Below are 25,536 nucleotides of genomic sequence, written 5' to 3' on the forward strand. Positions count from 1 at the left end.
AAGTATCGACCGCTCCCAGAGAGGCAGGATGAACCTCAAGGAATTTTCCGCCCGCATCGGCCTGTCCCGGACAACGGTGAGCCGGGCGATGAGCGGATATCCGGAGGTAAGGCCGGAAACGCGAGCACGCGTTCTGGAAGCGGCGGAACGGCTCGGCTACCGGCCGAACATCAGCGCGCAGCGGCTCGCCACCGGCCGGGCGGGCGCGATCGGCATCGTCTTCCAGGGCGGCGGGCGTTTCGGGCCGCATTCCAGCGAGTTCATGGGCGGGCTGTCGACGCGGTGGTCGTGCACACGCCCGCCTGCAGGGATGCCCGCATCACGCTTCTGCAGGCGCTGGATCTGCCCTTCATCGTGCATGGCCGCACCGAGACGGAAAAGCCCTTCGCCTTTCTCGACATCGACAATTTCGGAGCGATGGAAACGGCGACAAGGCACCTCGCCGGGCTCGGCCACCGCCGCATCGCCCTCATCAACGGCGACATCGCCAGCACCTATGCACGGGATCGGGACGAGGGCTATCGCACGACGCTTCGGGCCCTCGGCATCGCCGTCGATCCCGCCCTCACCGGCCATGGCGAGTTCAGCGACGAGGCCGGCTTCCGGCAGATGCAGGCCTTTCTCACCCTTCCCTCCCCGCCGACCGCCGTCATTGCGGGTTCCATGATGTCGGCGCTCGGCGCCATGCGGGCGATCCGCATTGCAGGTCTCACCGTGGGCGGCGACATCTCGCTCGTCGCCCATGACGACGTCTTTCCTTATCTCAGCCCGGAAAACCTCGTGCCGGCGCTCACCACGACGCAATCGCCGATCCGCGCGGCGGGCGCGCGGATCGGCGACATGGCGCTGCGGCTGTTGCAGGGCGAAGCGCCGGAAGCCTTGCAGGAGGTCTGGCCCGTCGATTTCCTCGTTCGCGGCTCGACGGGCCCTGCCCCGGCATAAGATCAGACCTTCATCTCGCGGCGCTCCTTCTCGGTCTCGATGGCAAGGTCGAGCACCTTCTGAAGCTCGGCGGCGTGACGGAAACCGGGTTCGATCTGCTCGCCCGCGGCGACCGCGGCGGCAAAGCGCTGGTAGTTCGTCGGCACCGTGCCGGCGTCGATCTCCCGCCAGACGGCCTTTTCGACATCCTCGCCAAGACAACCGCGCAGCTTCGAGCCCTCCGTCGAGTGGATGACCTCCAGCGCTCCCCTGTCGCCGTGCATTCGCAGGCGCAACTCGTTGAGATGGCCCGTCGCCCAGCGGCTCGAATGGATGACGCCGAGCGCGCCATTGGCGAAATCGACCGTCATCGTGAAGCTGTCGTTCGCATCGAGATCGTATTCGCCGATGCGGTTGTCCGGCGCCTTGTCGAAGGCCTTCAGCCGCGCGAAGACGTGCTCCACGTCGCTCGCCGCGCCGTAGCTGGCGAAATCGAGGATATGGATGCCGACATCGCCGAGCACGCCGTTCGAACCGTGCTTGGTGGAAAGCCGCCAGAGCCACTGGCTCTCCGTCGCCCAGTTTCCCCAGGCCTTCGAGACGAGCCAGCTTTGCAGATAGGACGCCTCGACATGGCGCACGCGGCCGAGTTCGCCGGCGAGCACCATTTCCCGCGCCTTCTGCAAGGGCGCCACGTTGCGGTAGGTGAGGTTCACCATGGTGACGAGGCTGGAGGCCTCGGCGGCGCGCGCCATCTCGTCCGCCTTGGCATAGTTTTCCGCAAGCGGCTTCTCACACATGACATGCTTGCCCGCCGCCAGCAGCGCCAGCGTCGTCGGATGGTGCGCGCGGTCGGGCGTCACGTTGGTGGCCGCATCGAAGCCGCCCCAGGCGATCGCGTCCTCCAGCGAGGTGAAGACGTTCGGGATGGCGTGCAGGTCGGCGAAGGCCTTGGCGCGCGAGGGGTCCACGTCGACCGCGCCCACCAATTCGACCCCGTCGATCGCAGCAAAGTGCCTGGCATGGGCGTTGGCCATGCCACCTGTTCCAAGAACGAGAAGACGCATGTTCGCCTCAGCGGTAACCGGCTTCGCCGGCCTGATGCAGTTTCGGGCCGCGCTCCTCGATCGGCTCCAGCGCCTGCTCGACCGGCACGTTCGGCGCATCGTGGATCGCCGCGTAGGTGCCCTGCGGGTTGAAGGCCCATTTGACGCCGTTGACGAGCACCTTCTGCACGGTGGCGTCGTGATAGGTCGGATAGGTCTCGTGGCCCGGGCGGAAGTAGAAGATGTTGCCGGCGCCGCGGCGCCAGGTCAGGCCGGAACGGAAGACCTCGCCGCCCGCGAACCAGGAGATGAAGACCGTCTCCAGCGGCTCCGGCACGGAGAACTGCTCGCCGTACATCTCCTCGTTTTCCAGCACGAAGTTCTCGCCGAGGCCCTCGGCGATCGGATGGCGGGGATTGACGACCCAGACGCGCTCGCGTTCGCCCGCCTCGCGCCATTTGAGCGCGCAGGGCGTGCCCATCAGGCGCTTGAAGATCTTCGAGAAGTGGCCCGAATGCAGCACGAGAAGGCCCATGCCCTCCCACACGCGCCTTGCCACGCGCTCCACCACCTCGTCGCTGACCGCGCCGTGATCCTTGTGGCCCCACCAGAGGAGCACATCCGTCTCGGCAAGGCGCGCCTCGCTCAAGCCGTGCTCCGGCTCCTGCAGCGTGGCCGTCGCGGCGCTGATCGCCGGGTCCTTGTTGAGCGCTTCGGCGATCGTGTTGTGCATGCCGTCCGGATAGATCGAGCGCACGATCTCGTTCGTCTGCTCGTGGATGTTCTCACCCCATACGATGGTGCGTATTGCCATGACCATTCCTTTTAAAGCCGGAAATTGAAACCGCTTTCAATTCGCCGGAATCGATAGAACCAGACCCGTTTGTTGGCAAGCGGGGGCCGCCACGATTTCCGGCGTCCTTCAGTGGAATGTCGATTTGGAGAAAAGGTTCAGCACCAAGACGCCGGCAATGATGAGGCCGAGGCCGAGGATGGCCGCAAGATCGAGCTTCTGGCCGAAGGCGAAATAGCCGACGAGCGAGATCAGCACGATGCCGAGACCGCTCCAGATCGCGTAGGCGATGCCGACCGGCACGTAACGCAGGCTCCAGGAAAGGAAATAGAAGGCGATGGCATAGCAGACCACCATCGTCACGGTCGGCACGAGGCGGCTGAAATGCTGGGCCGCCTGCATGGCGGACGTGCCGAGCACTTCGAAGACGATGGCGACGACGAGGACGGCGTAGACGGCGGTGAGGTTCATGGCAGGTCTCCGGCGCAGGCCGCGCCAACGGCGCCTTGCGGCGCGAATTGCATATGGGTCAGGCGCGCGAAAGCGTCAGCAGCCGTTCCAGCATGGCCGCACGCGTTTTCGCATCCATGCTCGGCGCGCCGAGCAGGTCGGCGAGCCAAAGGCCGTCAACTGCGTAGCGGACGAGCACGGCGTCGAGCGAGGAATCCGTCCCGACATTCTCGGCGAAGTGCCGCTCCACCCATTGCCGCCATCGCTCGCGCAGGTGCGGCTCGGAAATGAGCGCGACGGTCAGCACCTTCCACTGCTCGCCGTCCGCCATCCCCTCCGGCAGGAAGCACACGGCGACATAGGCCCGCGTGAAACGCCCCTTCGGCTCGGGATCGTCCCGCATCTTCTCCCCGATCGCCCGGTCCAGCTTTTCCGTCAGGTCGTCGAACAGGCCGTCGAGGAGCGACAGCTTGTTCGGGAAATGGTGCAGCAGGCCGCCCTTGCTCACGCCCGCCGCCTGGGAAACGGCGTCGAGCGTCACGCTCGACGGCCCTTTTTCCAGCGACAGCCTCGCCGCGACCTCCAGCAATTGCCGGCGGACGGCTTCGGGGTGCTTCTTGCGATGGTGCGCCTTGCTCATGACTAAACATACCGTCTGGACGGTTTCTTGTCAATGCAGCGGGAACGGCGACAGGGCGCCTTCGTCGCACGCCGGCACCCCGCCATTGCGTGCCGGACGCGGCGGCGCTAAGACCGCAAGGAACGGGACACGGGCCATGGCGGATATGACCGACGACGAGGAGCGGCAGGGCGAGACGATCACCCTTTACCAGGCGATCGGGGGCGATGCCGCCGTGCGGGCGTTAACGCGGCGCTTCTACGAACTGATGGATACCCTGCCGGAGGCGGCGCGCTGCCGCGCCATCCATCCGCCGGATCTTTCCGGCAGCGAGGAAAAGCTCTACGAATATCTGACGGGCTGGCTCGGCGGGCCGCCGCTCTACACGGACAAGCGCGGCCACCCGATGCTGCGCCGACGCCATTTCGTCGCGCCGATCGGGCCGGCGGAGCGGGACGAATGGCTGCTCTGCTTCGTCCGCGCGCTGGAGGAGACGGTGGCGGGCGAGGGCTTGCGCAAGGTCATCCTCGAGCCCGTGACGCGGCTCGCCCACCACATGCAGAACCAGGAATAGGAAGACCGATGTCGATTTCGCTTCGCCCGGCGAGCCTTTTCGTTGCCGGCCTGATGGGCCTTGCCGGCGTCGCCGCGGCCGCCGCCGCCTCCCATGGCAGCGATCCGCGCCTGATGGCCGGCGCTTCCGCCATGTGCCTTGCCCATGCGCCGGCGCTCGTCGCGCTCCACGCCGCCTGGCCTTCCATGCGCACGGCGCCGCTCGCCGCGCTCCTCCTCATCCTCGGCACCGCGCTCTTTGCCGGCGACCTCGTCTTCCGCCATTCGGCCGGACACGGCCTCTTCCCCATGGCGGCGCCGACCGGCGGGGTCATCATGATGGCGGGATGGCTGGCGGTGGCGCTCGGCGCCTTCCTGCCGAACAGGAACGCATGAACGGCGCTCCGGTCATGCCCGAAGCGCTGAATATATTCCCGAAAGTTCCTGATGGCGCCTATGCGCCGACGACGGCCGTGAAGCCTTCGAATTTCGGCGGGCCGCGATAGATGCCCTTGTTGTCGCCGGCATTCTTGTGCGCCTGGCGGAAGTTTTCCGACTTCGTCCAGGCGACGAAGTCGTCCTTGCTCGTCCAGACCGTATGGGAGGCGAAGAGCGTATAGCCCTCCTCGGCATTCGTATCGCCACGCAGCAGGTGGAAGGACTTGAAGCCGGGCATTTCGGCAAGGCTCGATTCCCGCCCCTTCCAGATATTCTCGAATGCTTCCTCGTGGCCGGCGGCAATCCGGAAGCGGTTCATGGCGATGAACATGAGGACCTCTATGTCAGAACGAATCCCGCCGCGCGCGACGCGGCGCGGGGAAAGGTACGACATTGTCATTGCGCGCTTCAAGGGCGGGCTCGGCCTCGAAGCTCGCGGCACGGGCCGGCGGACGGGCGTCGTGCACGGGAAACTCCGTTACATTCTCGCTTTCCAGCATGGCCGCGCGGCGCGTCAAGAGAGCATAGAGTTCCGGCACGAGGCCATCGCCGTTCTGTGCGGCCAGCTTGTGCAGGCCGATCATTATGAAGGCTTCGGGTCTTTCGTCATTCACTGGACATTGTCTCCCTGGCTCATGCTCTGCAGGGCGCGCTCGAAGGAGGATTTGCTGCCGTTCCGCAGCGGCACGAAGGCCTTCTCCCACTTCTTGCAGCCCGTCTTCACGCGGATGCAGGCATCGTGGCTGATACAGTCGATGGGGCAGAAGACGCAGTCGACCGAGGGCAGAACGTTGTCGATGCGCGAGACCGCCTCGCGCAGGCCTCCGTCATGGTGGATGAGGTTGGCGCCGTAGGAGCTGGCGATCTGGCGCAGGTGCGCCACCTGGCAGTCCCGACCGCCAACATAGAGGAAGCTGCGCCCTTCGAGCGCCGCCCTGCCTTCGCCCTTGCGGGCATCGTTGTCCTGCCGCTGGCGGGCCTGCTGCTGTTGCCTGTGCTTCTCGCGCATCGCCTTCCTCTCCGCTTCGCCGGTCCGGCGCTTGATCTTGGTGACTTCCACGCTGCGGGGCGCCTGCTGCGCCCGCGCCTCACTCCGCGGAACGGCCGGCGCCACGGCCGCATCCTGCGGTGCCGCGATCTGCTTTTTCAGTGCGGCAAGCTGGCGTTCCAGGTCCGCGATGCGCCGGTCGCGTTCGGCGATCATTGCCTTCAAGACCGCTTCCATGCGGCCTGCAGTCATAGAGTTCATGCAGCATCCCCTTTGGCACTCCGCGCGGGCGGAGCCTCAGTTCGAGGGCAACCTACAAAACTTGATTTTCAGAGTAAAGTATAAACATGACTATGAAAGTCATATTTTATGGCAAAAAAATCCCGCCGGCTGGAGGACGGCGGGAATGAAGGCCTCAGTTGAAGACGATCGGCACGTTGAAGGCCCAGGACGACCTGCCCGCGGCCTCCGGGATTTTCGCGAAGGGAGCGGCGCGCTGCACCGAATCGACCGCCGCCCGGTCGAGCGCCGCGCTGCCGGAGCTGCGCGCAACGCGGATGCCGCTCGCCTGGCCGCCGGAGCCGACGACGAAACTGACGACCACGCTGCCGCGTTCGCCGCCCGGAGCGCGCCGCTTGGCGCGGTTGATCTTGTTGCGCACCTTGCCCGGGTAATTGCTGACGGCGGCATTGCCGGCCACGGACGAATTGCCCTTCTTCCGGCCGCCGACGGACGCGGACTTCACATTCTCCGACCCGTCGACCTCGCCCTTCGTGGCGCTCTGCTTGGCCTTGCCCTTTTCGCCGGCCTTCTTGACCACCTTCTGCTTCGGCTTCTTGCGCTCGACCTTCTTGACCGGCTCTTCCTTCTTCACTTCCGGAACCGGCTTGATCTCTTCCTCCGGCTCGATCTCCGGCTTGATTTCCGGAATCGGGATCGCCGCGATCTCCACTTCGGCGGAGGGAACGATGAGCTCCTCCACCGGTTCGGAGACGACGGGATCGACCGGGGCGACCTCGGCCATCTCGGGCTGGATCTCGGTCGGCTGGAGCTCCGCCACTTCCTGCGGCACCGGCTCGGTGACGTCCGGCTGGATCGTCTCGGGCGTGATCACATCCTCGGGATTGCCCGATTCCACCGCCTCGAAGGCGCCGTTGCCGAGCATCGCCACTTCCGCGACGACGCCGCCGGCGATCATCTCTTCCTCCTGCTGCGGCGCAGGCGCCATGGTGAGGATTGCAGCCGCGCCAGCATGAGCGAGCAGGGAAATGGCGCCCGCGCCAACCCAGAGCCACTTGCTTCCAGCCATGATATCACCCGTCATTCCGTTTCATGCGTCGATGCGCATCATGCGCCGCGCTACTGTCAACTCAACCTTCGAGGCCGGCCGTCGCCTTGCTGCGCGTCACGATGCCGTCCATGCAGCGGCTCTTCTCCAGCCCCTCGCCTTCGCAGACCGGGGCATCGTTGATCAACAGGTTCTTCACCGTCTCGCACTTGATGCCCGGAACGTCGAACTGGCGCACCTTGGACTTGCCCGCCGGCAGGTCGCGGAAGTCGAGCAGCGCCAGGCGCTCGACCGTACCCTTGTCGTTGAAGATAACGAATTCGAAGGAAACCTTCGAGACGTTCTGCGCAAAGCCGTTCGCCGCGACGAAGGTGAAGAGGCAGCCCTTCTGCGAGCTGGCAAGCGCATTCAGCTCCACGTCCAGCCCCTTGGTCGCTGCGGCCTCCTGGGCTGCGGCGCCGGAAAGAACGCCGGCAGAAAGCATCGCCGAGAGGAGAAGGGTACGTACGGTCATGGGCTCGCCTGTTTCACAATACCGGTTCGAATATCGGCCAAAGCACCGGCCGCGGTCAATTCCACCGGTCACCAGCCAAAGAATTAACACGACTTTATGGCACCGGTATTGCGTGCATAAATAAATATGAGTAATGAAGTCAAGATAGTAAACGCCAAAATCCCCGTCAAACCCCTGTTCCGCCAAGAAAATTTACCGGAACGTGACGGTGTGGACGGGAAGGCAACCCGCATTTCGATGAAGGCCGCGCCCATGACCAACACGACCCGACCGACCCCCGCCGAAATCCGCGCCTTCCGCGCCGAAAATCCCAAGATGCGCGAGCGCGACATCGCCGCCCAGCTCGGCATCTCGGAAGCCGCGCTCGTGGCGGCCGAGGTCGGCCTTACGGCGGTGCGCATCGACGGCGATGCCAACCGGTTCCTGGAGCGCGCCGAAGCGCTGGGCGAAGTCATGGCGCTCACCCGCAACGAAAGCGTCGTGCACGAGAAGATCGGCGTCTTCGAGAAGATCAACACCGGCAAGCACGCCTCGATCGTGCTGGGCGAGAACATCGACCTGCGCATCTTCCCCGGCGTCTGGGCGCACGGTTTCGCCGTGACCAAGACGGACGGCGAACAGGTCCGCCGCAGCCTGCAATTCTTCGACAAGGCGGGCGACGCCGTGCACAAGGTGCATCTGCGCGCGGCCTCCAACCTTGAAGCCTATGAGGCCATCGTCGCCGACTTCCGGCTGGAGGACCAGTCGCAGGAATTCGTCGCGGTCGTTTCGGAAAAGACCGTCGAGACCGGCCCGGTCGACGTTGCGGCGCTGCGCGAGAGCTGGAGCGCCATGACGGACACCCACCAGTTCTTCGGCATGCTGAAGAAGCTCAAGATCGCCCGCCAGGATGCCGTGCGCAGCGTCGGCGAGGACTTCGCCCGCCAGGTCCGCGCCGATGCCGCCGGCGAACTGCTGCGCGCCGCCGCCGAACGCGGCACCGACATCATGTGCTTCGTCGGCAACCACGGCACGATCCAGATCCACACCGGACCCGTCAAGAACATCCAGCCGATGGGTCCCTGGCTCAACGTCATGGACCCGACCTTCCACATGCACCTGCGCACGGACCACATCGCCGAGTGCTGGGTGGTGCGCAAGCCGACCTCCGACGGTCACGTCACCTCGCTCGAAGCCTATGACGCGAGCGGCGAGATGATCGTCCAGTTCTTCGGCAAGCGGAAGGAAGGCATGACGGAGCGCACGGACTGGCGCGAAATCCTCGACAACCTGCCGCGCCCGGACAGCGTCGCCGCCTGAGCACGGAACCCGCGAAGGAACACGACCATGAGCAAGAGCTTCGATCTGCGCCGCGCCCGCCCGTGGGAAGTGGCCCTCACCGTCTTTGCGCTTTCCGCCCCGCTGCTTCTGCCGCTCACGGCAAACGGCCCGGGCAGCTTCATCAGGAAGGCCGTCGCGCAGGAGATGCAGCAGGTCGACAGCTCGAAGCTCGTGACGATCGGCGGCGCGATCACCGAAATCGTCTATGCGCTCGGCGAAGGCGATCGGCTCGTCGCCCGCGATTCCACCAGCATGTATCCGGAAGAGGCCCTGAAGCTGCCGGATGTCGGCTACATGCGCGCGCTCTCGCCGGAAGGCGTCATCGCGGTCAACCCGACCGCCATCCTCGCCGTGGAGGGCAGCGGCCCGGCCGATGCCCTCGCCGTCCTCAAGAGCGCCGGCATTCCCTTCGAGACCGTGCCGGAAGGCTACGACCGCGCGGCGATCCTCAAGAAGATCGACGTCGTCGGCAGGTTCCTCGGCGTGCCGGAAAAGGCGAAGGAGCTGGAAGAAAAGGTCGGCGCCGAGCTCGACGCCGCCATCGCCGACGCAGCCAAGCGGCCGGAAAGCGAGCGCAAGCGCGTGCTCTTCATCCTCAGCTTCCAGAACGGCCGCGTCATGGCCGCCGGCAGCCGCACCGCCGCCGACGGCATCATCGGCCTTGCCGGCGCGATCAATGCGACGGACGGCACCTTCGAAGGCTACAAGCCGCTCACCGACGAGGCGATCATCAATGCCAAGCCGGATGTCGTCATGGTCATGACGCGGCCCGGCGCAGGCAGCACGGACGAGGAGATCCTCGCCCATCCGGCGATCTCGGTGACGCCGGCCGGCGCGAAGAAGGCGGTCCTGCGCATGAACAGCCTGCATCTCCTCGGCTTCGGCCCGCGTACCGCCTCGGCCATCCGCGACCTCAACAAAGAACTCTACGGCAAGTCCGGCAATGTCTCTCAATGATGCCTTGCGCGGCCCGCTTGCGCGCGGCTCCTTCCTGATGCGTTCCGTCCAGTCCCACGCTGCCGGCGACCGGACGATGATCGCGCGGCTGACGCTTGCCGTTCTCGTCGTTCTGTCCGTCGTGGCGCTGGCCCTGTCGGTCGCGACCGGGGCATCCGACGCGTCCGCCTTCAACGTCATCGGCGCGCTCCTGACCGGCGCGGAGGACACCGCGCTCAGCGTTCGCGACCGCATCATCGTCTTCGACATCCGCATGCCCCGCGCCCTGCTCGGCTTTCTCATCGGCGCCGCGCTCGCCATGTCCGGCGCCGTCATGCAGGGCCTTTTCCGCAATCCGCTCGCCGATCCCGGCCTTGTCGGCATATCCTCCGGCTCGGCGCTCGGCGCGGTGCTCATGATCGTGCTCGGCGGCAGCCTGCCGGCCGGGATGATGCTCGCGCTCGGCGCCTACACGCTGCCGGTCGCCGCCTTCGTCGGCGGCCTGCTGACGACGCTGCTGCTCTACCGCATCGCCACGCGCGGCGGGCAGACCTCCGTCGCCACCATGCTGCTCGCCGGCATCGCGATCTCCGCGCTCGCAGGCGCCGTCACCGGCATCCTCATCTACATGGCGGACGACAAGCAGCTGCGCGACATCACCTTCTGGGGGCTCGGCTCGCTTTCCGGCATGACCTGGGTGAAGCTGTTCGCCGCCGGCCCCATCATCCTGCTCGCCCTTCTCGTCGTGCCCTTCCTGTCGCGCGGCCTCAACGCCATCACGCTCGGCGAAGCGGCAGCCTTCCACATGGGCGTCAAGGTGCAGCGGCTGAAATACACCGCCATCGTCGCCGTCGCCGGCGCGGTCGGCTCTTCCGTCGCCGTCAGCGGCGGCATCGGTTTCGTCGGCATCGTCGTGCCGCATCTGCTGCGCATCGTCATCGGCCCGGACCATCGCTATCTGCTGCCCGCCTCCGCGCTCCTCGGCGGGGTGCTGCTGCTCGGCGCCGACATGCTGGCGCGCACCATCGTCGCGCCCGCCGAACTGCCGATCGGCATCATCACGGCCCTTGCCGGCGCGCCCTTCTTCCTCTGGGTGCTCCTGCGCGACCGCACGCGGAGCGGCTGGTAGACCCCATGATCACCGCAAGGAACCTCACGGTCAGCCTGTCCGGCAAGACCATCGTGCACGGTGTGTCGCTGGAAGCCAAAGCCGGCGAACTCACCGCCATCGTCGGCCCCAACGGCTCCGGCAAGACGACGACGCTGAAGGCGATCGCCGGCGAACTGGCAAGCAAGGGCGACATTACGCTCAACGGCCACGACATCCGCACGCTCGAACCCTGGCAGCTCGCCGTCAAGCGCGCCGTGCTGCCGCAGGCCGCGACCATCGCCTTCCCCTTCACCGTGCGCGAGATCGTCCGCCTCGGCCTCACGGTCGGCCCGAACCGCCACGCCGAGCGCATCGACGCGGTCACCGCCGAGGCGCTCGCCGCCGTCGACCTCGCGGGCTTTGCCGGCCGCTTCTACCAGGAGCTTTCCGGCGGCGAGCAGCAGCGCGTTCAGCTCGCCCGCGTGCTCTCGCAGATCTGGGAGCCGGTGCTCGACGGCGAACCCTGTTTCCTGATGCTGGACGAGCCGGTCTCCGCGCTCGACATCCGCCACCAGCTGACCATCATGCAGCTTGCCCGCCGCTATTGCGAAGGCGGTGGCGGCGTGGTCGCGGTCATGCACGACCTCAACCTGACGGCCATGTTCGCCGACCACATGGTGATGATGAAGAACGGCCGCATCGAGCATGCCGGCCCGCCCGCCCAGGTGATGACCGACGATGCGATGGAGGCCGTTTTCGGCTGCCGCATGCGGATCAACGGCGTGCCCGCCCCCGGCGTGCCCTTCGTGCTGCCCCATACCGCTTCGGCCTGATTTTCCAGCGCCTTGCGGAACCTTTTGCATCGTTCCGCGTTACCCCGCCCGGAAAGACCGTTCCGCCAAGGGGGTGGAGCGCTGTTCGGCCCGCGCGTGCCGCGGGCGACCGCAAAAGGAGAAACGGCATGGCCACCGGATTGTTTTCATCCCGCAGCAAGAGCCTCCGCAACGGACTTCACGCAGAAGCCCAGGCCGTCGAGGATCAGATCGCGGAACTGCGCGAGGAAATCGCCTCGCTCGCCCGTGTCCTCGCAAATGACGCCTCGAGCGGCGCCGGCGGCATCCGCAAGAAGGCGCGTGCTGTGAAGGCCGAGGTGAGCGATGCCGCGCACGGCCTGAAGGATCGCGCGGAAAACGACATCCGCGACATGATCGCCGCCGGCGAGGACATTCTCGCCGACCTTCAGGCCCGGTACCAGGATTCCGGCCGCAAGGCGCGCAAGGCCGTGCACGACCACCCGCTCGCCACGCTCGGCGTCGCCGCCGCTGCCGGCTTCCTCCTCGCCGCCCTCCTGCGGCGCTGATCCCACGATTATACGACAGGGGCGCCGCGGCGCCCCACCCGGGGCCGTCGCGGCCCCTCATTCCACGCGGAGCGAACTCGGCATGCTGTCACTGGGGGCCATTCTCATCCAAAACCTCGTCACGCGCGTCACCGACCGGGTGGACGAGACGGTGGACCTTGCCAAGCGCAACGCGATCGGCGGGCTCATCGTCGGCGTCCTGCTCGTCACGGCCTATGTGCTCGCCATCGTCGGGGCGGCGGTGTTGCTTGCCGAACGCTACGGCGCCGTGCCCGCCCTCTTCGGCCTTGCGGGCGGCTTCCTGCTCGTCGCGCTCATCGTGCTCGCCGTCGTCGCCGCACGCAACAAACGGGAACGCGAACTGCGCCGGATCCGCCGCCAGCAGCTTGCCGCCCGCCGCGACCTGATGGCGGCGGCCGCCACCGTCACCATGAAGAGGCCGCTGGCCGCAACCGCCGTCGCGCTCGCCCTCGGCTTCCTGCTCGCGCCGAAATCCCGCCGCGACGACGACTGATCCCTCGTTCGGTTGTCCTTGAGAAATGCGCCCGCCTACAGCGGCATGCGGATGACCGCGGTCACGCCCTTCGGCAGGTACTCGACATGCACGCTGCTGCCGAGGATCTTGTCGAGGCTGCGCTCGATCAGGACCGAACCGAAACCGCGCCGGCCCTTCGGATCGACCAGCGGTCCGCCGACCTCATGCCAGGTCATGTTGAGCACGCGCTGGCCTTCCTCGTTCAACACGCGGGCGGTAATCACCACCTTGCCGGACCGGACCGACAGCGACCCGTACTTGCGGGCATTGGTGGCAAGCTCGTGCAGCACAAGCCCAAGCCCGACCGCCTGGTCCGGCCCCAGTTCCACCTCGTCCTTGTGGATCTCCACCTGTTTTTCGTAGTCGATCGCATAGGGCATGATCTGCTTCTGCAGCAGCATCTTCAAATGGATGACGCCCCATTCGTGGTCGCTGAGCAGGCCGTGCGCCTCCGAGAGCGATTGCAGGCGGCCGGCGAAGGCATCCATGAATTCGACGGGATCGCTCGTCTGCCGCAAGGTCTGGCGCGCCAGCGATTGCAGCATGGCGAGCGTGTTCTTGACCCGGTGGTTGAGCTCGCGCAGCAGCAGCCGCGTGCGTTCGGAGGCAAGCTGCCCGTCGGTCACATCGACATTGATGCCGAGGAACACGCTCGGCCGCCCGTCCGCATCCCATTCGTGCACGCGCCCGCGGCCGAGCAGCCAGCGCCCCGACTTGGCCGTCCGGAACAGGCCGTCATATTCCTTGCCGCTGGCGAGCGCCTCGCGCAGCCTGCCGATGGTCGTCTTGCGATCCGCCGGATGCACCGCCGTGAAGAATCTGCGCGCGCTCATCGGCTTCGCCGGCTGGACGCCGAGCATGCGGTAGAACGTCTCGTTGCCGGACACGATGCCCGTCGAGATGTCCCACAGCCAGCTCGCGACATTGGCGGCGTCGAGCGCCAGCGCATGGCGCTTTTCCTCGCGTGAGAGGGCTTCTGCCGCCAGCGCGCGCCGCCGGGCCTCGTCCTTCAGCAGGATCAAGGAGGCGGCGAGCGACGCCAGTTGCTTCAGCCGGGGCAGGAGATCGGAAGTGACGGGCGAATGGGGCTTCACGTCGAAAGCGCAGACGGTTCCGACCGCCTGGCCGCCGATGACGATCGGCGCTCCGGCATAAAAGCGCAGATGCGGCTCGCCGGTGACGCTCGGCAGGCCGGCAGAGCGGCCGTCCTCGCGCGCATCGGTGATGACCAGGGGCTCGCCGCCGGCGATCATGCGCGCGCAGAAGGAATCCTCTGACGGAGCGCGGATTTCCGGCGTGCCCTGGCGCGCAAGGAACCACTGATCGGTACGGCCGAGGATGGTGACGAGGGAGATCGGCACGGAGAAGAGCCCGGCCGCCAGCGCGGCGATGTCGTCGAAATCCGGATCGGGACCGAGAAAGACCGGCAGCGCGGCGTCGAGCGCGGCCAAACGGTCCGGCGCGCCCAGAACCGCAGCAACATCAGACGGCAATGGCTGAACGTTGTCCTTCATACGTTTTCGGTAAGCGATTCCGTATCCGTTTTCACCCGCCATTCATGCGGGCGGACGCAAATTCGCCCTGTCCCCCTCGTTCTTTTCGCCGTCCTTCCTCATGAAGGACGGCTCGCGTTTTCATCAGGACGCAAAGGCGCGCGACGTGATGGGTGCCGACACCGCGTCGGGACCGTAATCGCTCTCTCCGCTCACCTGCAAAAGCTCCTGCAGGCGCTGGCGGGCACGGTTCACGCGGCTCTTGATCGTGCCGAGCGCGCAGCCGCAGATTTCCGCTGCCTCCTCGTAGGAAAAGCCCGAAGCGCCGACGAGGATGATTGCCTCGCGCTGCTCGTCCGGCAGCTTTTCCAGCGCCTTCTTGAAGTCCTGCATGTCGAGCGACCCGTATTGCGAGGGGTGCTGCGCCAGGTTTTCCGTGAAGATGCCGTCGGAATCCTGAACCTCGCGGCCGCGCTTGCGCATCTTGCTGTAGAGCTCGTTGCGCAGGATCGTGAAGAGCCAGGCCTTCATGTTCGTGCCCATCTCGAACTGTTCCTGCTTCGCCCAGGCCTTCATGATCGTGTCCTGCACGAGGTCGTCGGCCTGGTCGTGACGGCCGATCAGCGAAATGGCAAAGGCGCGAAGGCTCGGCAGAACTGCCAGCAGCTCGCGCTTGAAAGTGGTCTGTCCTTGGTCCATTACGTCCTCACTCGGCCCTTTGCACGCTGTTTTCGACAGCATCCAATTTCTCGAGAAGATCCAGGAACCTTTGGGGAAGCGTCTCCTCCTGGACCGAGTGATAGAATGCGCGCAGCTTCATCGCGATCTGCGCATTCGGATCATCCGATCTTTTGGAAGATTGGCTCGCGCTCGTTTTCTTGTTCACGCTATTCACTCTTGACCACTTTCGTTTTCATCCACGCCTTGGGTGAGGAATTCGGCGTGGAAATGCCCCGTTTCAAAAAAAGTTCCCTGTCCCGGAACCTAAATTTGGCTCCCGCGTTCAAACCGTCAACTGCTATTGCAGCAATTCGAGAACAGGGGACATCTCATGCCGATTTCCGACCGCATCGGACCGCACCTTCCGGCGCTGCGCCGCTATGCACGCGCCCTCACGGGCACCCAGCCCTCGGGCGATGCCTACGTGGCCGCAATGCTGGAGACCATCCTCATCGATCCTTCCGTGATGCCGGAAGGCGAGGACGACAAGGCCAAGCTCTTCGGCCTCCTCAGCCGCATCATCTCCTCCCTTCCCGTTTCGATGGGCCGCGGCGGCGCGGTCTCCATCGCTCCCGGCACCGAGGCGCCCTTCGATCTTTCCGACGTTCCGCCGCTCGGCCGCCAGGCGCTGCTGCTCGCGACGGTCGAAGGCTTCACGGTCGAAAAAACCGCGGAGATCCTCGATGCGGAGGAAAGCGCCATCCGCGCCCTGCTCGATGCCGCCTTCGCGGAAATTGCCGCACAGGCCGAGACGGGCATCATGATCATCGAGGACGAACCGCTGATCGCGCTCGACCTCGCTCACATGGTAAGCGGCATGGGCCACCGCGTCACCGGCATCGCCCGCACCCAGGCGGAGGCCGAAACGCTCTGGAGCGACAGCCGCCCCGGCCTCGTTCTCGCCGACGTGAAGCTCGCCGACGGCAGCTCCGGCATCGACGCCGTCAACGCGATCCTCGCCCGCACGCAGATCCCCGTGATCTTCATCACCGCCTATCCCGAAAAGCTCCTGACAGGCGAGCGGCCGGAACCCGCCTTCCTCGTCTCCAAACCCTTCAATCCCGAACAGGTGAAGGTGCTCATCAACCAGGCCCTTCTCTTTACGCCGCAGACCCGCGCAGCGGCTTGATCTCGCTCCCGGATGGCCGCCGCAGCGGCGCGGCCGGCGGCGGTGGGACGGCACGCCCACCGCCGCCTTCATTTTTTCAGGCAACCCGTTCCGCACAAAAGAAAACAGCCAGCGCCGGGGAGGCACTGGCTGCTTGAGTATCCACGGACCGGAGGGGGACACGGTGTCGTGGTCGATCACCGGTCGAGGGCCTCGCATTGGGGGATATGCGCAGACCGGTGACAGCAGAAAAACACGTCACGCGGGATTTGGTTCCGACAGGTTGCAGATTTTTTTCGCGATTTTTTTCAGTCGATCGCTTCGAGTTCCGCCCGGTGCCGGCAGAGGGCGAGGAAGCGGCGATAATCCCGCTCGTAACCGGCCTTGCGGCTGGCATCCGGCGGGAATTCCCGTCCGCCGGGAGACATGCTCGAACCCGCTTCAGGCAGGTCCGGATAAAGCCCGCCGGCGACCGCCGCGGCCATCGCCGTTCCGAGCAGCACCGCGTCGCTCGTGTCCGGCACAACGACGCGGCGGCCGGTGACGTCGCGGTAAAGCTCCATCAGCAACGGATTGCGCACATGGCCGCCGGCGACGTGGAGGGTATCGAGCCGATAGCCGCATTCGCCGAGCTTTTCGAGGATATGGCGGATACCGAGCGCGATGGCGACCGAGGTTCGCCAGTAGAGCCGGCACAGCCCGTCGAAAGAGGCGTCGAGCGCAAGGCCGCTGATCACGCCGAGGGCATGCGGATCGGCGAGCGGCGAGCGATTGCCGTGGAAATCCGGCAGGACATGCAGGCGCGCGCCGAAGGCCTCGCCCTCCTCTGCCCGCAACTCGCCGATGCGCGCGACGATGCGCTGATGGTTGGCCGCCGAAGGTTCGCCGCCGGCGCTGTGCGCACGCACGATATGGTCGAGAAGCGCCCCGGTCGCGGATTGGCCCCCCTCCGCCAGCCACCAGCCCGGCAGCACCGCCTCGTAATACGGCCCCCACATGCCGTAGCCGAACCTCTCCTCGCGCGAGAAGGCGACGACGCAGCTCGACGTGCCGCCGATCAGCGCCAGCCGGCCTTCCAGCTTGTCCGGCTCTCCGGCAAACGGGCCGAGCACGCCGAGCGTGCCGGCATAGGCATCGATCAGGCCGCTCGCAACGACGCAATCCGTATCAAGGCCGAGATCGGATGCGGCTTGCGGCGTCAGGCGTCCGACAGCCTCGCCGACAGCCACTGTCTCCTCCGGCAACGAGCCGCGCTCGCGCAGGTCCCCAAGCCCGATCGCCTCAAGGAAGCTCGCGTTCCAGGGCGTTTCCTCATGGGCGAGATAGTTCCACTTGGCCGTCATCGTGCAGCGCGAGCGGGCATTGGAACCCGTCGCCCGCCAGGTGACGAAATCGGCGAGATCGAAGAAATATCCGGCCTTCGCCCATTGCTCCGGCCGGTGGCGCTTCAGCCACATGAGCTTCGGCATCTCCATTTCCGGCGACATGACGCGGCCGGAATGGGCGAGCACCGGATGGTTCGTCGCCGTGCAGAGATCGGCCTCCTCGAGCGCACGGTGATCGAGCCAGACGATCGTGTCCCAGCGGGCTTCCGCGCCGCCGGAGACGGCAAGCGGCTTTCCCTGCCTGTCCCGCATGACGAGCGAGCAGGTCGCATCGACGCCGAGCGCCCTGACGTGCCGTCCCTCGGCGCCGGCCGCCGCGCAGGCCGCCTTGACCGCGCTGCACACGGCCTGCCAGATGTCCTCGGAATCGTGCTCGGCATGGTTCGCGCTCGGCCGGCGCATGGCGATCGGATGCTCGGACCGCCCGAGCAGCATGCCGCTCCGGTCGAACACGCCGGCGCGGGCACTGCCGGTGCCGATGTCCACCGCAACGATCAGATCGCGCATCAATGCTTTTTCCCGTCGGCCTTTTCGTTGCGGACAAACTGTAACAATTCCCGCATGTCGTCAAACAGGGCGTCGGGTTTCAGGCTGAGCAGGATTTCGCGGTGGCGCGGCGCCCGGGCATGGGAGCCGCCGGTGAAGGCGACGACCCGCATGCCCGCGGATTTTGCCGCCGCGATGCCCGCAGGACTATCCTCCACGACGACGCAACGGCCGGGGTCGACCCCCATGGCCGCGCTGGCATGAAGGAAGAGATCGGGCGCCGGCTTGCCGCGCTCGACCATGGTGGCGCTGAAGATGTTCGGCTCGAAACGGTCGATGAGGCCGGTGACGGAGAGCGACAGGCGGATGCGCTCCGGCTGGCTGGAGGAGGCCACGCAATGGGCAATGCCGAGCCCGTCGATCGTCTCGGCAATGCCCTCGATCGGCTGGAGCTCGGTGCGGAACCGCTCGTAGAGCACCTTGCGCATCGCTTCGAGGAAGGCCGCGTCGACCGCAAGGCCGTAGTCGTCGTGCAGGATTTCCGACATGCTTTTCAGGCTGCGGCCGAGGAAGCGCTCGTGCGCCTCCTCTTCGCTCATCGCAACGCCCGCTCCGGCCAGCGCTTCGACCAGCACCGCGATCGAGATCGGCTCGCTGTCGACGAGCACGCCGTCGCAATCGAAGATGACCAGTTCTGTCGCTTTGGCGGCCATGGCTTTCCGTTCCGTTCAGGCCCCCGTTGGTACTGTCTGCCCCTCTCGATGAAAAGCCCCGGCTTTATAGGGTTTCCTCAGTCTGCCAGCCTGTTTTCGAGATAGCGCTTCAATGTCGCCCGCGTCCCGTTCTGCTGGAGGCAGGAAAGGGCGCCCGCGAAGCGCCTGCGGAAGAGGTCCGAGCTCGCGACGGTGCCGAAGATGTCCTTCAGCTCCAGGAAGGCATTGAAGTCGCTCTTGGCCGCCGTCGCCGCCGCATGGATCCGGTCGATGTTGGGGTCGTTGAAGGCAATCGCCTTGCCGCTGTCCGTCGTGCCGGCAAGGTAGTGGCACCAGAGGGCGGAGACGAGCGCGAGGCCCGTGACGTCCTCGCCGCGCGAAAGCCGGTCGGCGGTAGACGGCAGGATGAACTTCGGCTGGCGGTTGGAGCCGTCCTGGGCAAGGCGCGGGATCGTGTCGCCGATCTTGGGATTGGAGAAGCGGCGCTCGATCAGGGCGAAATAGTCGTTGAGGTCGGTATCCGGGACCGGCGGGATGACGGGGATGATCTCCTCGCGCTCGAGCTTGGCGAGGAAGGCGCGGATGTCCGGATCCTCCATTGCCTCGTGCACGAAATGGATGTCGAGCAGGGCCGCCGGATAAGCGATCGCCGCATGGCCGCCGTTGAGGATGCGGATCTTCATGTGCTCGTAGGGTGCGACATCCGGCACGAACTGCACGCCCACCTTTTCCAGCGCCGGGCGGCCCTGCGGAAAGCGGTCCTCCAGCACCCATTGCTTGAACTCTTCGCAGAAGACCGGCCAGGCGTCATCGATACCGTAGTCGGACGCCACGATGCCGATCTCGCGCGCGCCGGTCGCAGGCGTGATGCGGTCGACCATGCCGTTCGGGAAGGCGACGTTGGCGTCGATCCAGTCGGCGAGCGCCGGATCGAAAAGCCGTGCAAGGCCGGAGACGGCGGCATGCGTCACCTCACCGTTGCCCGGAATATTGTCGCAGGACATGACCGTGAAGGGTGCGATGCCCCCGTCCCGGCGCGCCTTGAGGCCGGCGAGGATCAGGCCGAAGACCGTCTTCGGATCGGCCGGATCGGCCGCGTCGGCGGCAATCGACGGATGGGTCGGGTCGAAGAGGCCCGACGCCGGGTTGATGAAGTAGCCACCTTCGGTGATCGTCAGCGAGACGATGCGGACCGCAGGGTCCGCAAGGGCCGCGACCGTCGCCGCCGCATTGCCGGGCGCGAGATAGCCGATCATCGCGCCGGTGACGCGGGCGCCGGAGCGGTTGTTGTCCTGCTCGACGACGGTCGTCAGGAAATCCTGGCCCGCGAGCTTTTCCCGCATCGCCGCGTCGGACGGCAGCACGCCCGCACCGATAATCGCCCAGTCATGATCGAGGCCGAGGTTGAAGAGGTCGTCGAGATAAACGGCCTGGTGCGCCCGGTGGAAATTGCCGACGCCGAAATGGACGATGCCAGCCTTCAGGCTCCCGCGCTCATAGGCGGGAACGCTTGCCGTCTTGGCGATCTGCCCGAGGGTGGCGAGCGACAGTTTCGTGGTCATGGTCCATTCCTTCCGGTTCATCCGGTCTATGCGTCCGCAAGGCCCGCGCGGGCCTCAGCTCATCCAGTTGCCGCCGTCGACGTTGTAGGTCTGCGCGACGACATAGTTGCTTTCCTGGGAAGCGAGGAAGATCGCCATGCCGACGAGGTCTTCCGCCGTGCCCATGCGGCCGAAGGGCACTTCCTGCCCGACCAGGCGCTTCTTCTCGCCGAGCGGCCGGTTCTCGTATTTGGCGAACAGCGCGTCGACGCCGTCCCAGTGCTCGCCGTCGACCACGCCCGGCGCGATCGCATTGACGTTGATGCCGTGCTTGATGAGGTCCAGCCCCGCCGACTGGGTGAGGCTGATGACCGCCGCCTTGGTGGCGCAGTAGACGGCGACGAGCGCCTCGCCGCGGCGTCCCGCCTGGCTCGCCATGTTGATGATCTTGCCGCCGCGGCCCTGGGCGATCATCTGCTTGGCCACCGCCTGCAGCGTGAACAGCGTGCCGGCCACATTGATCGAGAACAGCCTCTCGTAGCTTTCGCGCGTGATCTCGACGATCGGCGCAAGGTCGAAGAGCGCGGCATTGTTGACAAGGATGTCGATGCCGCCGGCCTCGCCGACGCAGGCCGCGACGGCCGCCTCGATCGAATCCTGCCGCGTCACGTCCATCTCGACGGCGTAGGCGGCCGAACCGATCTCATTTGCCGTCGCTTCCGCGCGCTCGATGTTGATGTCCGCGATCGCGACGCGGGCGCCTTCCCGCACATAGGCTTCCGCGAAAGCTCGGCCGATGCCCCGCGCCGATCCGGTGATCAGCGCGCTTTTACCCTCAAGCCTCTTCATCGGATTGCCGATCCATTGTCATCGAATCTGTGGATGCGATTCTCGTCCGGGGTGAGGAAGACGGTGTCGCCGTGGGTGACGGGGAAGTCACCGCCGGCGCGCACCGTCACCATGCCGATGGTCTCGGCATTGACATGCAGGAAGGTGTCGGAGCCGAGATGCTCGGCAACGCCGACGACGCCCTTCCAGGTCCCGCTTTCCTTCGAGAGCCTGATGTGCTCCGGCCGCACGCCGACGGTCGGCGCGTTCCACGGCTTTGCCGCATCGCCCGTGACGAAGTTCATGCGCGGCGAGCCGATGAACCCGGCGACGAACAGGTTGTCCGGCTTGTTGTAGAGATCGAGCGGCGAGCCGACCTGCTCGATGTTGCCGGCGTTCAGCACCACGATCTTGTCGGCCATGGTCATGGCTTCCACCTGGTCGTGGGTGACGTAGATCATCGTCGTCTTGAGCTGGTGGTGCAGTTCGCTGATCTCCAGCCGCATCGTGCCGCGCAATGCCGCGTCGAGGTTCGAGAGCGGCTCGTCGAACAGGAAGGCCGACGGCTCGCGCACGATCGCCCGGCCGATGGCCACACGCTGGCGCTGGCCGCCGGAAAGCTGCCCCGGCCGCCGATCCAGGTAGCCCGTGAGGTTGAGCACGCGCGCCGCCTCCGCCACCTTCTTCTCGATCACCTCCGGGCTCGCCTTCGCCATCTTCAGCGGAAAGGCGATGTTGTTGCGCACGCTCATATGCGGATAGAGCGCATAGGACTGGAACACCATGGCAAGCCCGCGCTTGGCGGGCGCCGCCCCGGTGACGTCCTTGCCGTCGATCTCGATCGTGCCGCTCGTGGTGTCCTCCAGCCCGGCGATCAGGCGCAGAAGCGTGGACTTGCCGCAGCCCGACGGGCCGACGAAGACGACGAACTCGCCGTCCTCGATGGTCAGGTCGATGCCCGGGATGACCTGCGTGGCGCCGAAGGACTTGTTGACCTTTTTCAGGATGATCTTGCCCATGAGTTCCCTCCCCTTACTTCACGGCGCCGAAGGTCAGGCCGCGGACAAGCTGTTTCTGGCTGAACCACCCCATGATCAGGATGGGGGCGATGGCGAGCGTCGAGGCCGCCGAAAGCTTCGCCCAGAACAGGCCCTGAGGGCTGGAGAACGAGGCGATGAAGGCCGTCAGCGGCGCTGCGTTCGTCGTCGTCAGCCGGATCGTCCAGAACGCCTCGTTCCAGGCCAGGATGATGTTGAGCAGCAGCGTCGAGGCGATGCCCGGCACCGCCATCGGGGTCAGCACATGCACGATCTCGTCGAGCAGCGAGGCCCCGTCCATGCGGGCCGCCTCCAGGATCTCCCCGGGGATCTCCCGGAAATAGGTGTAGAGCATCCACACGACGATCGGCAGGTTGATCAGCGTCAGCATGACGGTCAGGCCGGCGCGCGTGTCGAGCAGCCCCGTGTCGCGGAAGATGAGGTAGATGGGCACCAGCACGGCCACGGCCGGCATCATCTTCGTCGACAGCATCCACATCAGGATGTCCTTGGTCCTCCTCGTCGGCGAGAAGGCCATCGACCAGGCCGCGGGGATCGCCACGAGAAGCGCCAGCAGCGTCGAGCCGACCGAGATGACCACCGAGTTCATGAAGGGTTTGAAGTAGTCGCGCTGCGTCTGCACCGTCACGTAGCTTTCCAGCGTGAAGGACGGGATCAGGTTGAAGCCCCGGATCGCCTCCGCTTCCGACTTCAGCGAGGTGATGACCGTATAGAGGATCGGGAAGAAGATGATCAGCGCCACGATCCAGGCGGCGACGGTGAATGCTGCCATGCGGCGGGTCGAAACGGCTCGTGCCATGACGTCTCTCCTACTTGTCCAGGTTCTTGCCGACGGCGCGCATCAGGAAGAAGGCGACGATGTTGGCGAGGATGACGGCGATGATGCCGCCGGCCGACGCCCCGCCGACGTCGTAGCCGAGAAGCGCGGTGCGGTAGATCAGGAAGGCGAGGTTGGTCGAGGCATAGCCCGGCCCGCCGTTGGTGGTGACGAGGATCTCCGCATAGACGCCGAGCAGGAAGATCGTCTGGATCAGGATGACCACCGTGATCGCCCGCGCCAGGTGCGGCAGCGTCAGGTAGACGAAGCGGCTGACCACGCCCGCCCCGTCCATCTCGGCCGCTTCCTTCTGCTCGCCGTCGAGCGACTGCAGCGCCGTCAAGAGGATGAGCGTTGCGAACGGCAGCCATTGCCAGGCGACGATGATGATGATCGAGAACAGGGGATACTGCGCGAACCAGTCGACAGGCTGCAGGCCGATCGTCCGGTTGATGTCGGCCAGAACCCCGTAGCCCGGATGCATGATCATGTTCTTCCACACGAGCGCGGCCACCGGCGGCATGACGAAGAAGGGCGAGATGATCATGATGCGCACGATCCCCTGCCCCCACATCGGCTGGTCGAGCAGAAGCGCGATCGCAATGCCGCCCACCACCGTGATGAGGAGCACCCCGCCCACGATCAGCAGCGTGTTCCAGATCGACTGGAAGAACGCCGGGTCCGTATAGAAATACTGGTAGTTGAAGAGGCCCGCCCAGCTTACGTTCGCCGGGTTCAACAGGTTGTAGTTCTGGAACGAGAACCACAGCGTCATCGCCAGCGGCACGATCATCCAGACCAGAAGCAACCCAACCGAGGGCGCCAACATCAGACGCGACAAACCGCGCGTGTTCTCCGTCGCCATTGCCGTGACCTCCCGTTTTGCCGGCCGCTTCAGGGGCGCCGGACAGGTTTCGCGTCCCTATTGGAGCGAGCCCGAATGTTCTTGTCACATGTTTTTTTGCAGGTCCGGCGCGGGCGGCGGCAGGCCGGGCCGCGCCGGAAACGATCCCCGTTCATCGGCTGCCCGGAACGCATCCGGGCAGCCCGTCCTTGGGGAGGAGGTTTACTTGATGTAGCCGGCGCGGGTCATTTCGCGTGTCGTGACCTGCTGGGCCTGGGTGAGCGCGTCGTCGACCGACATCTGGCCGGCGAGCGCTGCCGAGAAGAGCTGGCCGACGGTCGTGCCGAGGCCCTGGAACTCCGGGATCGCCACGAACTGCACGCCGACATAGGGCACCGGCTTGACGGCCGGGTTCTTCGGGTCGGCGGCGTTGATCGAGTCGAGCGTCATCTTGGCGAACGGCGCCGCCTTCTGGTACTCGGGGTTCTCATAGAGCGAGGTGCGCGTGCCCGGAGGCACGTTCGCCCAGCCTTCCTTCTCGGCGACGAGCTTGGTGTAGTCCTTGCTGGTTGCCCAGGCGATGAACTTCTCCGCCGCCTCGGTCTTCTGCGAGCCTGCCGGGATGGCGAGGTTCCAGGCCCAGAGCCAGTTGCCGCGCTTGCCGAGGCCCGTGTCGGGAGCGAGCGCATAGCCGACCTTGTCGGCGACCGTCGATTCCTTCGGGTTGGAGACGAACGAGGCTGCAACCGTGGCGTCGATCCACATGCCGCAATTGCCCTGCTGGAAGAGCGCCAGGTTTTCGTTGAAGCCGTTGGAGGACGCGCCCTGCGGGCCGGCGTCGTTCATCAGTTTGACGTAGAAGTCGAGCGTGTTCTTCCATTCCGGCTGATCGAACTGCGGCTTCCAGCTCTCGTCGAACCAGCGCGCGCCGAAGGCGTTCGCGGTCGCCGTCAGGAAGGCCATGTTCTCGCCCCAGCCGGCCTTGCCGCGCAGGCAAATGCCGTTGATGCCGGCATTGCGGTCGGTCATCTTGCGGGCGGCGTCCGCGATGAACTCCCAGGTCGGCGCGTCGGGCATGGTCAGCCCGGCCTTCTCGATCAGGTCCTTGCGGTACATGACGAAGGAGGATTCGCCGTAGAACGGCGCGGCATAGAGCTTGCCGTCCTCGCCGGTCAGGCCCGAGCGGATCGCCGGCAGCAGGTCGTCGACGTCGTAGTCCGCGCCGAGGTTGTCGAGCGGCACGAGCCAGCCCTGCTTCGCCCAGATCGGAACCTCATAGGTGCCGATGGTCATGATGTCGTACTGGCCGCCCTTCGTCGCGATGTCGGTCGTGACGCGTTCGCGCAGCACGTTTTCCTCGAGCGTCACCCACTCGAGCTGAATATCCGGATTCTTCGTCGTGAAGTCTTCCGTCAGGCCCTGCATGCGGATCATGTCGCCGTTGTTCACGGTGGCGATGGTCAGCGTTTCCGCATTGGCGAAACCGCACAGGAGAGCAGCCGAGCAGGTGCCCAGCAAAAGGGTTCTCAGATTCATCGTCTTCCTCCCAGAAGGATATTGAGCATTTGCTTCGCTCATGGGCAATTACTCATAAAATGCCGCAACAAGTCAACGATCATTCGTTGCTGCACTGCACAAAGCAGAGCCGCGGGCATTGAATTTCATGGGAAATTTCTGCCTGACGGATGGTTAT

General features: G+C 65.7%; 28 protein-coding genes and 2 pseudogenes. 10 read left to right on the plus strand and 20 right to left on the minus strand.

The annotated features are described in order from the left end of the window. Positions 1 to 28: 28 nt before the first annotated feature. Positions 29 to 942: pseudogene (locus ACIIOY_RS15810) on the plus strand (LacI family DNA-binding transcriptional regulator). Between the two features lie 2 nt (positions 943 to 944). On the opposite strand, the gene ACIIOY_RS15815 reads toward ACIIOY_RS15810, so the two are convergent. The 4 genes from ACIIOY_RS15815 to ACIIOY_RS15830 form a co-directional block, all read right to left on the minus strand. Further along, complete coding sequence (locus tag ACIIOY_RS15815) at positions 945 to 1,988, minus strand: Gfo/Idh/MocA family protein (protein ID WP_411035637.1); 1,044 nt, start codon at positions 1,986 to 1,988, stop codon at positions 945 to 947. Between the two features lie 7 nt (positions 1,989 to 1,995). After that, the gene (locus tag ACIIOY_RS15820) at positions 1,996 to 2,781 is read right to left on the minus strand and encodes a ThuA domain-containing protein (protein WP_411035638.1); all 786 of its coding nucleotides are present in this window, start codon (positions 2,779 to 2,781) and stop codon (positions 1,996 to 1,998) included. Between the two features lie 108 nt (positions 2,782 to 2,889). After that, entirely contained in the window at positions 2,890 to 3,231 is a 342-nt protein-coding gene (locus ACIIOY_RS15825; protein ID WP_411035639.1) for an SMR family transporter, read from the minus strand. Positions 3,232 to 3,289: 58 nt separating this feature from the next. Further along, the gene (locus tag ACIIOY_RS15830; RefSeq protein WP_411035640.1) at positions 3,290 to 3,850 is read right to left on the minus strand and encodes a TetR/AcrR family transcriptional regulator; all 561 of its coding nucleotides are present in this window, start codon (positions 3,848 to 3,850) and stop codon (positions 3,290 to 3,292) included. Positions 3,851 to 3,995: 145 nt separating this feature from the next. Between ACIIOY_RS15830 and ACIIOY_RS15835 the strand changes: the two genes are divergently transcribed. Then, complete coding sequence (locus tag ACIIOY_RS15835) at positions 3,996 to 4,403, plus strand: group II truncated hemoglobin (protein ID WP_411035732.1); 408 nt, start codon at positions 3,996 to 3,998, stop codon at positions 4,401 to 4,403. An 8-nt stretch (positions 4,404 to 4,411) separates the two neighbouring features. Further along, complete coding sequence (locus tag ACIIOY_RS15840; RefSeq protein ID WP_411035641.1) at positions 4,412 to 4,777, plus strand: DUF423 domain-containing protein; 366 nt, start codon at positions 4,412 to 4,414, stop codon at positions 4,775 to 4,777. A 58-nt stretch (positions 4,778 to 4,835) separates the two neighbouring features. On the opposite strand, the gene hmuQ is transcribed toward ACIIOY_RS15840, so the two are convergent. The 5 genes and pseudogenes from hmuQ to ACIIOY_RS15865 all read right to left on the minus strand — a co-directional run bounded on the left by hmuQ (position 4,836) and on the right by ACIIOY_RS15865 (position 7,609). Then, a complete protein-coding gene (hmuQ, locus tag ACIIOY_RS15845) occupies positions 4,836 to 5,150 on the minus strand; it encodes a heme-degrading protein HmuQ (RefSeq protein ID WP_411035642.1) in 315 nt (104 codons plus the stop codon). Positions 5,151 to 5,163: 13 nt separating this feature from the next. Continuing rightward, complete coding sequence (locus tag ACIIOY_RS15850) at positions 5,164 to 5,433, minus strand: hypothetical protein (protein WP_411035643.1); 270 nt, start codon at positions 5,431 to 5,433, stop codon at positions 5,164 to 5,166. Next, positions 5,430 to 5,759 (minus strand): annotated as a pseudogene (locus ACIIOY_RS15855) (DUF2325 domain-containing protein); the annotation flags it as partial. The gene ACIIOY_RS15850 and the pseudogene ACIIOY_RS15855, both read right to left, overlap by 4 nt. A gap of 463 nt (positions 5,760 to 6,222) precedes the next feature. After that, the gene (locus ACIIOY_RS15860; protein ID WP_411035644.1) at positions 6,223 to 7,131 is read right to left on the minus strand and encodes an energy transducer TonB family protein; all 909 of its coding nucleotides are present in this window, start codon (positions 7,129 to 7,131) and stop codon (positions 6,223 to 6,225) included. 46 nt (positions 7,132 to 7,177) lie between these two features. Beyond that, positions 7,178 to 7,609, minus strand: a complete 432-nt coding sequence (locus ACIIOY_RS15865; RefSeq protein WP_411035645.1) for a hypothetical protein — start codon at positions 7,607 to 7,609, stop codon at positions 7,178 to 7,180. 252 nt (positions 7,610 to 7,861) lie between these two features. Between ACIIOY_RS15865 and ACIIOY_RS15870 the strand changes: the two genes are divergently transcribed. From ACIIOY_RS15870 to ACIIOY_RS15895, 6 genes are all read left to right on the plus strand, one after another. Continuing rightward, positions 7,862 to 8,908: a hemin-degrading factor gene (locus ACIIOY_RS15870; RefSeq protein ID WP_411035646.1), complete on the plus strand. Its 1,047-nt coding sequence runs from the start codon at positions 7,862 to 7,864 to the stop codon at positions 8,906 to 8,908. Positions 8,909 to 8,935: 27 nt separating this feature from the next. Next, on the plus strand, positions 8,936 to 9,886 hold the full coding sequence (locus ACIIOY_RS15875) for a heme/hemin ABC transporter substrate-binding protein (RefSeq protein WP_411035647.1): 951 nt from the start codon (positions 8,936 to 8,938) through the stop codon (positions 9,884 to 9,886). After that, positions 9,873 to 10,994: a FecCD family ABC transporter permease gene (locus tag ACIIOY_RS15880; RefSeq protein ID WP_411035648.1), complete on the plus strand. Its 1,122-nt coding sequence runs from the start codon at positions 9,873 to 9,875 to the stop codon at positions 10,992 to 10,994. The genes ACIIOY_RS15875 and ACIIOY_RS15880 overlap by 14 nt, the downstream gene beginning before the upstream one ends. 5 nt (positions 10,995 to 10,999) lie before the next feature. Next, entirely contained in the window at positions 11,000 to 11,788 is a 789-nt protein-coding gene (locus ACIIOY_RS15885) for a heme ABC transporter ATP-binding protein (protein WP_411035649.1), read from the plus strand. Between the two features lie 128 nt (positions 11,789 to 11,916). Beyond that, a complete protein-coding gene (locus ACIIOY_RS15890) occupies positions 11,917 to 12,315 on the plus strand; it encodes a glycine zipper domain-containing protein (RefSeq protein WP_411035650.1) in 399 nt (132 codons plus the stop codon). Positions 12,316 to 12,397: 82 nt separating this feature from the next. Next, positions 12,398 to 12,829, plus strand: coding sequence for a hypothetical protein (locus ACIIOY_RS15895; RefSeq protein WP_411035651.1), 432 nt, complete (start codon positions 12,398 to 12,400; stop codon positions 12,827 to 12,829). A 35-nt stretch (positions 12,830 to 12,864) separates the two neighbouring features. Here the strand turns inward: ACIIOY_RS15895 and ACIIOY_RS15900 are convergent, their stop codons facing one another. The 3 genes from ACIIOY_RS15900 to ACIIOY_RS15910 all read right to left on the minus strand — a co-directional run bounded on the left by ACIIOY_RS15900 (position 12,865) and on the right by ACIIOY_RS15910 (position 15,229). Next, positions 12,865 to 14,364 (minus strand): sensor histidine kinase, encoded by a 1,500-nt coding sequence (locus ACIIOY_RS15900; protein ID WP_411035652.1) that lies wholly within the window; start codon positions 14,362 to 14,364, stop codon positions 12,865 to 12,867. 123 nt (positions 14,365 to 14,487) lie between these two features. After that, a complete protein-coding gene (locus ACIIOY_RS15905) occupies positions 14,488 to 15,042 on the minus strand; it encodes an RNA polymerase sigma factor (protein WP_306032175.1) in 555 nt (184 codons plus the stop codon). Positions 15,043 to 15,049: 7 nt separating this feature from the next. After that, the gene (locus tag ACIIOY_RS15910; RefSeq protein WP_411035653.1) at positions 15,050 to 15,229 is read right to left on the minus strand and encodes a NepR family anti-sigma factor; all 180 of its coding nucleotides are present in this window, start codon (positions 15,227 to 15,229) and stop codon (positions 15,050 to 15,052) included. A 165-nt stretch (positions 15,230 to 15,394) separates the two neighbouring features. Between ACIIOY_RS15910 and ACIIOY_RS15915 the strand changes: the two genes are divergently transcribed. Further along, complete coding sequence (locus ACIIOY_RS15915) at positions 15,395 to 16,192, plus strand: response regulator (protein ID WP_411035654.1); 798 nt, start codon at positions 15,395 to 15,397, stop codon at positions 16,190 to 16,192. 287 nt (positions 16,193 to 16,479) lie between these two features. On the opposite strand, the gene ACIIOY_RS15920 is transcribed toward ACIIOY_RS15915, so the two are convergent. The 8 genes from ACIIOY_RS15920 to ACIIOY_RS15955 all read right to left on the minus strand — a co-directional run bounded on the left by ACIIOY_RS15920 (position 16,480) and on the right by ACIIOY_RS15955 (position 25,379). Then, complete coding sequence (locus tag ACIIOY_RS15920; protein WP_411035655.1) at positions 16,480 to 18,063, minus strand: FGGY-family carbohydrate kinase; 1,584 nt, start codon at positions 18,061 to 18,063, stop codon at positions 16,480 to 16,482. Continuing rightward, complete coding sequence (locus ACIIOY_RS15925; protein ID WP_411035656.1) at positions 18,063 to 18,755, minus strand: HAD family hydrolase; 693 nt, start codon at positions 18,753 to 18,755, stop codon at positions 18,063 to 18,065. The genes ACIIOY_RS15920 and ACIIOY_RS15925 overlap by 1 nt, the downstream gene beginning before the upstream one ends. A gap of 77 nt (positions 18,756 to 18,832) precedes the next feature. After that, complete coding sequence (locus ACIIOY_RS15930) at positions 18,833 to 20,317, minus strand: mannitol dehydrogenase family protein (protein ID WP_411035657.1); 1,485 nt, start codon at positions 20,315 to 20,317, stop codon at positions 18,833 to 18,835. A 54-nt stretch (positions 20,318 to 20,371) separates the two neighbouring features. Beyond that, positions 20,372 to 21,145 carry an L-iditol 2-dehydrogenase gene (locus ACIIOY_RS15935; RefSeq protein WP_411035658.1) on the minus strand — a complete coding sequence of 258 codons (774 nt, stop codon included), beginning with the start codon at positions 21,143 to 21,145 and terminating at the stop codon, positions 20,372 to 20,374. Then, a complete protein-coding gene (locus tag ACIIOY_RS15940) occupies positions 21,142 to 22,143 on the minus strand; it encodes an ABC transporter ATP-binding protein (protein WP_411035659.1) in 1,002 nt (333 codons plus the stop codon). The genes ACIIOY_RS15935 and ACIIOY_RS15940 overlap by 4 nt, the downstream gene beginning before the upstream one ends. A gap of 13 nt (positions 22,144 to 22,156) precedes the next feature. Continuing rightward, entirely contained in the window at positions 22,157 to 22,981 is an 825-nt protein-coding gene (locus ACIIOY_RS15945; RefSeq protein ID WP_411035660.1) for a carbohydrate ABC transporter permease, read from the minus strand. 10 nt (positions 22,982 to 22,991) lie between these two features. Beyond that, a complete protein-coding gene (locus ACIIOY_RS15950; RefSeq protein ID WP_411035661.1) occupies positions 22,992 to 23,864 on the minus strand; it encodes a carbohydrate ABC transporter permease in 873 nt (290 codons plus the stop codon). Positions 23,865 to 24,065: 201 nt separating this feature from the next. After that, positions 24,066 to 25,379 carry an ABC transporter substrate-binding protein gene (locus tag ACIIOY_RS15955; RefSeq protein WP_411035662.1) on the minus strand — a complete coding sequence of 438 codons (1,314 nt, stop codon included), beginning with the start codon at positions 25,377 to 25,379 and terminating at the stop codon, positions 24,066 to 24,068. Between the last annotated feature and the right edge of the window lie 157 nt (positions 25,380 to 25,536).

The organism is Shinella agrisoli (assembly GCF_046557955.1).
Classification (GTDB): domain Bacteria; phylum Pseudomonadota; class Alphaproteobacteria; order Rhizobiales; family Rhizobiaceae; genus Shinella.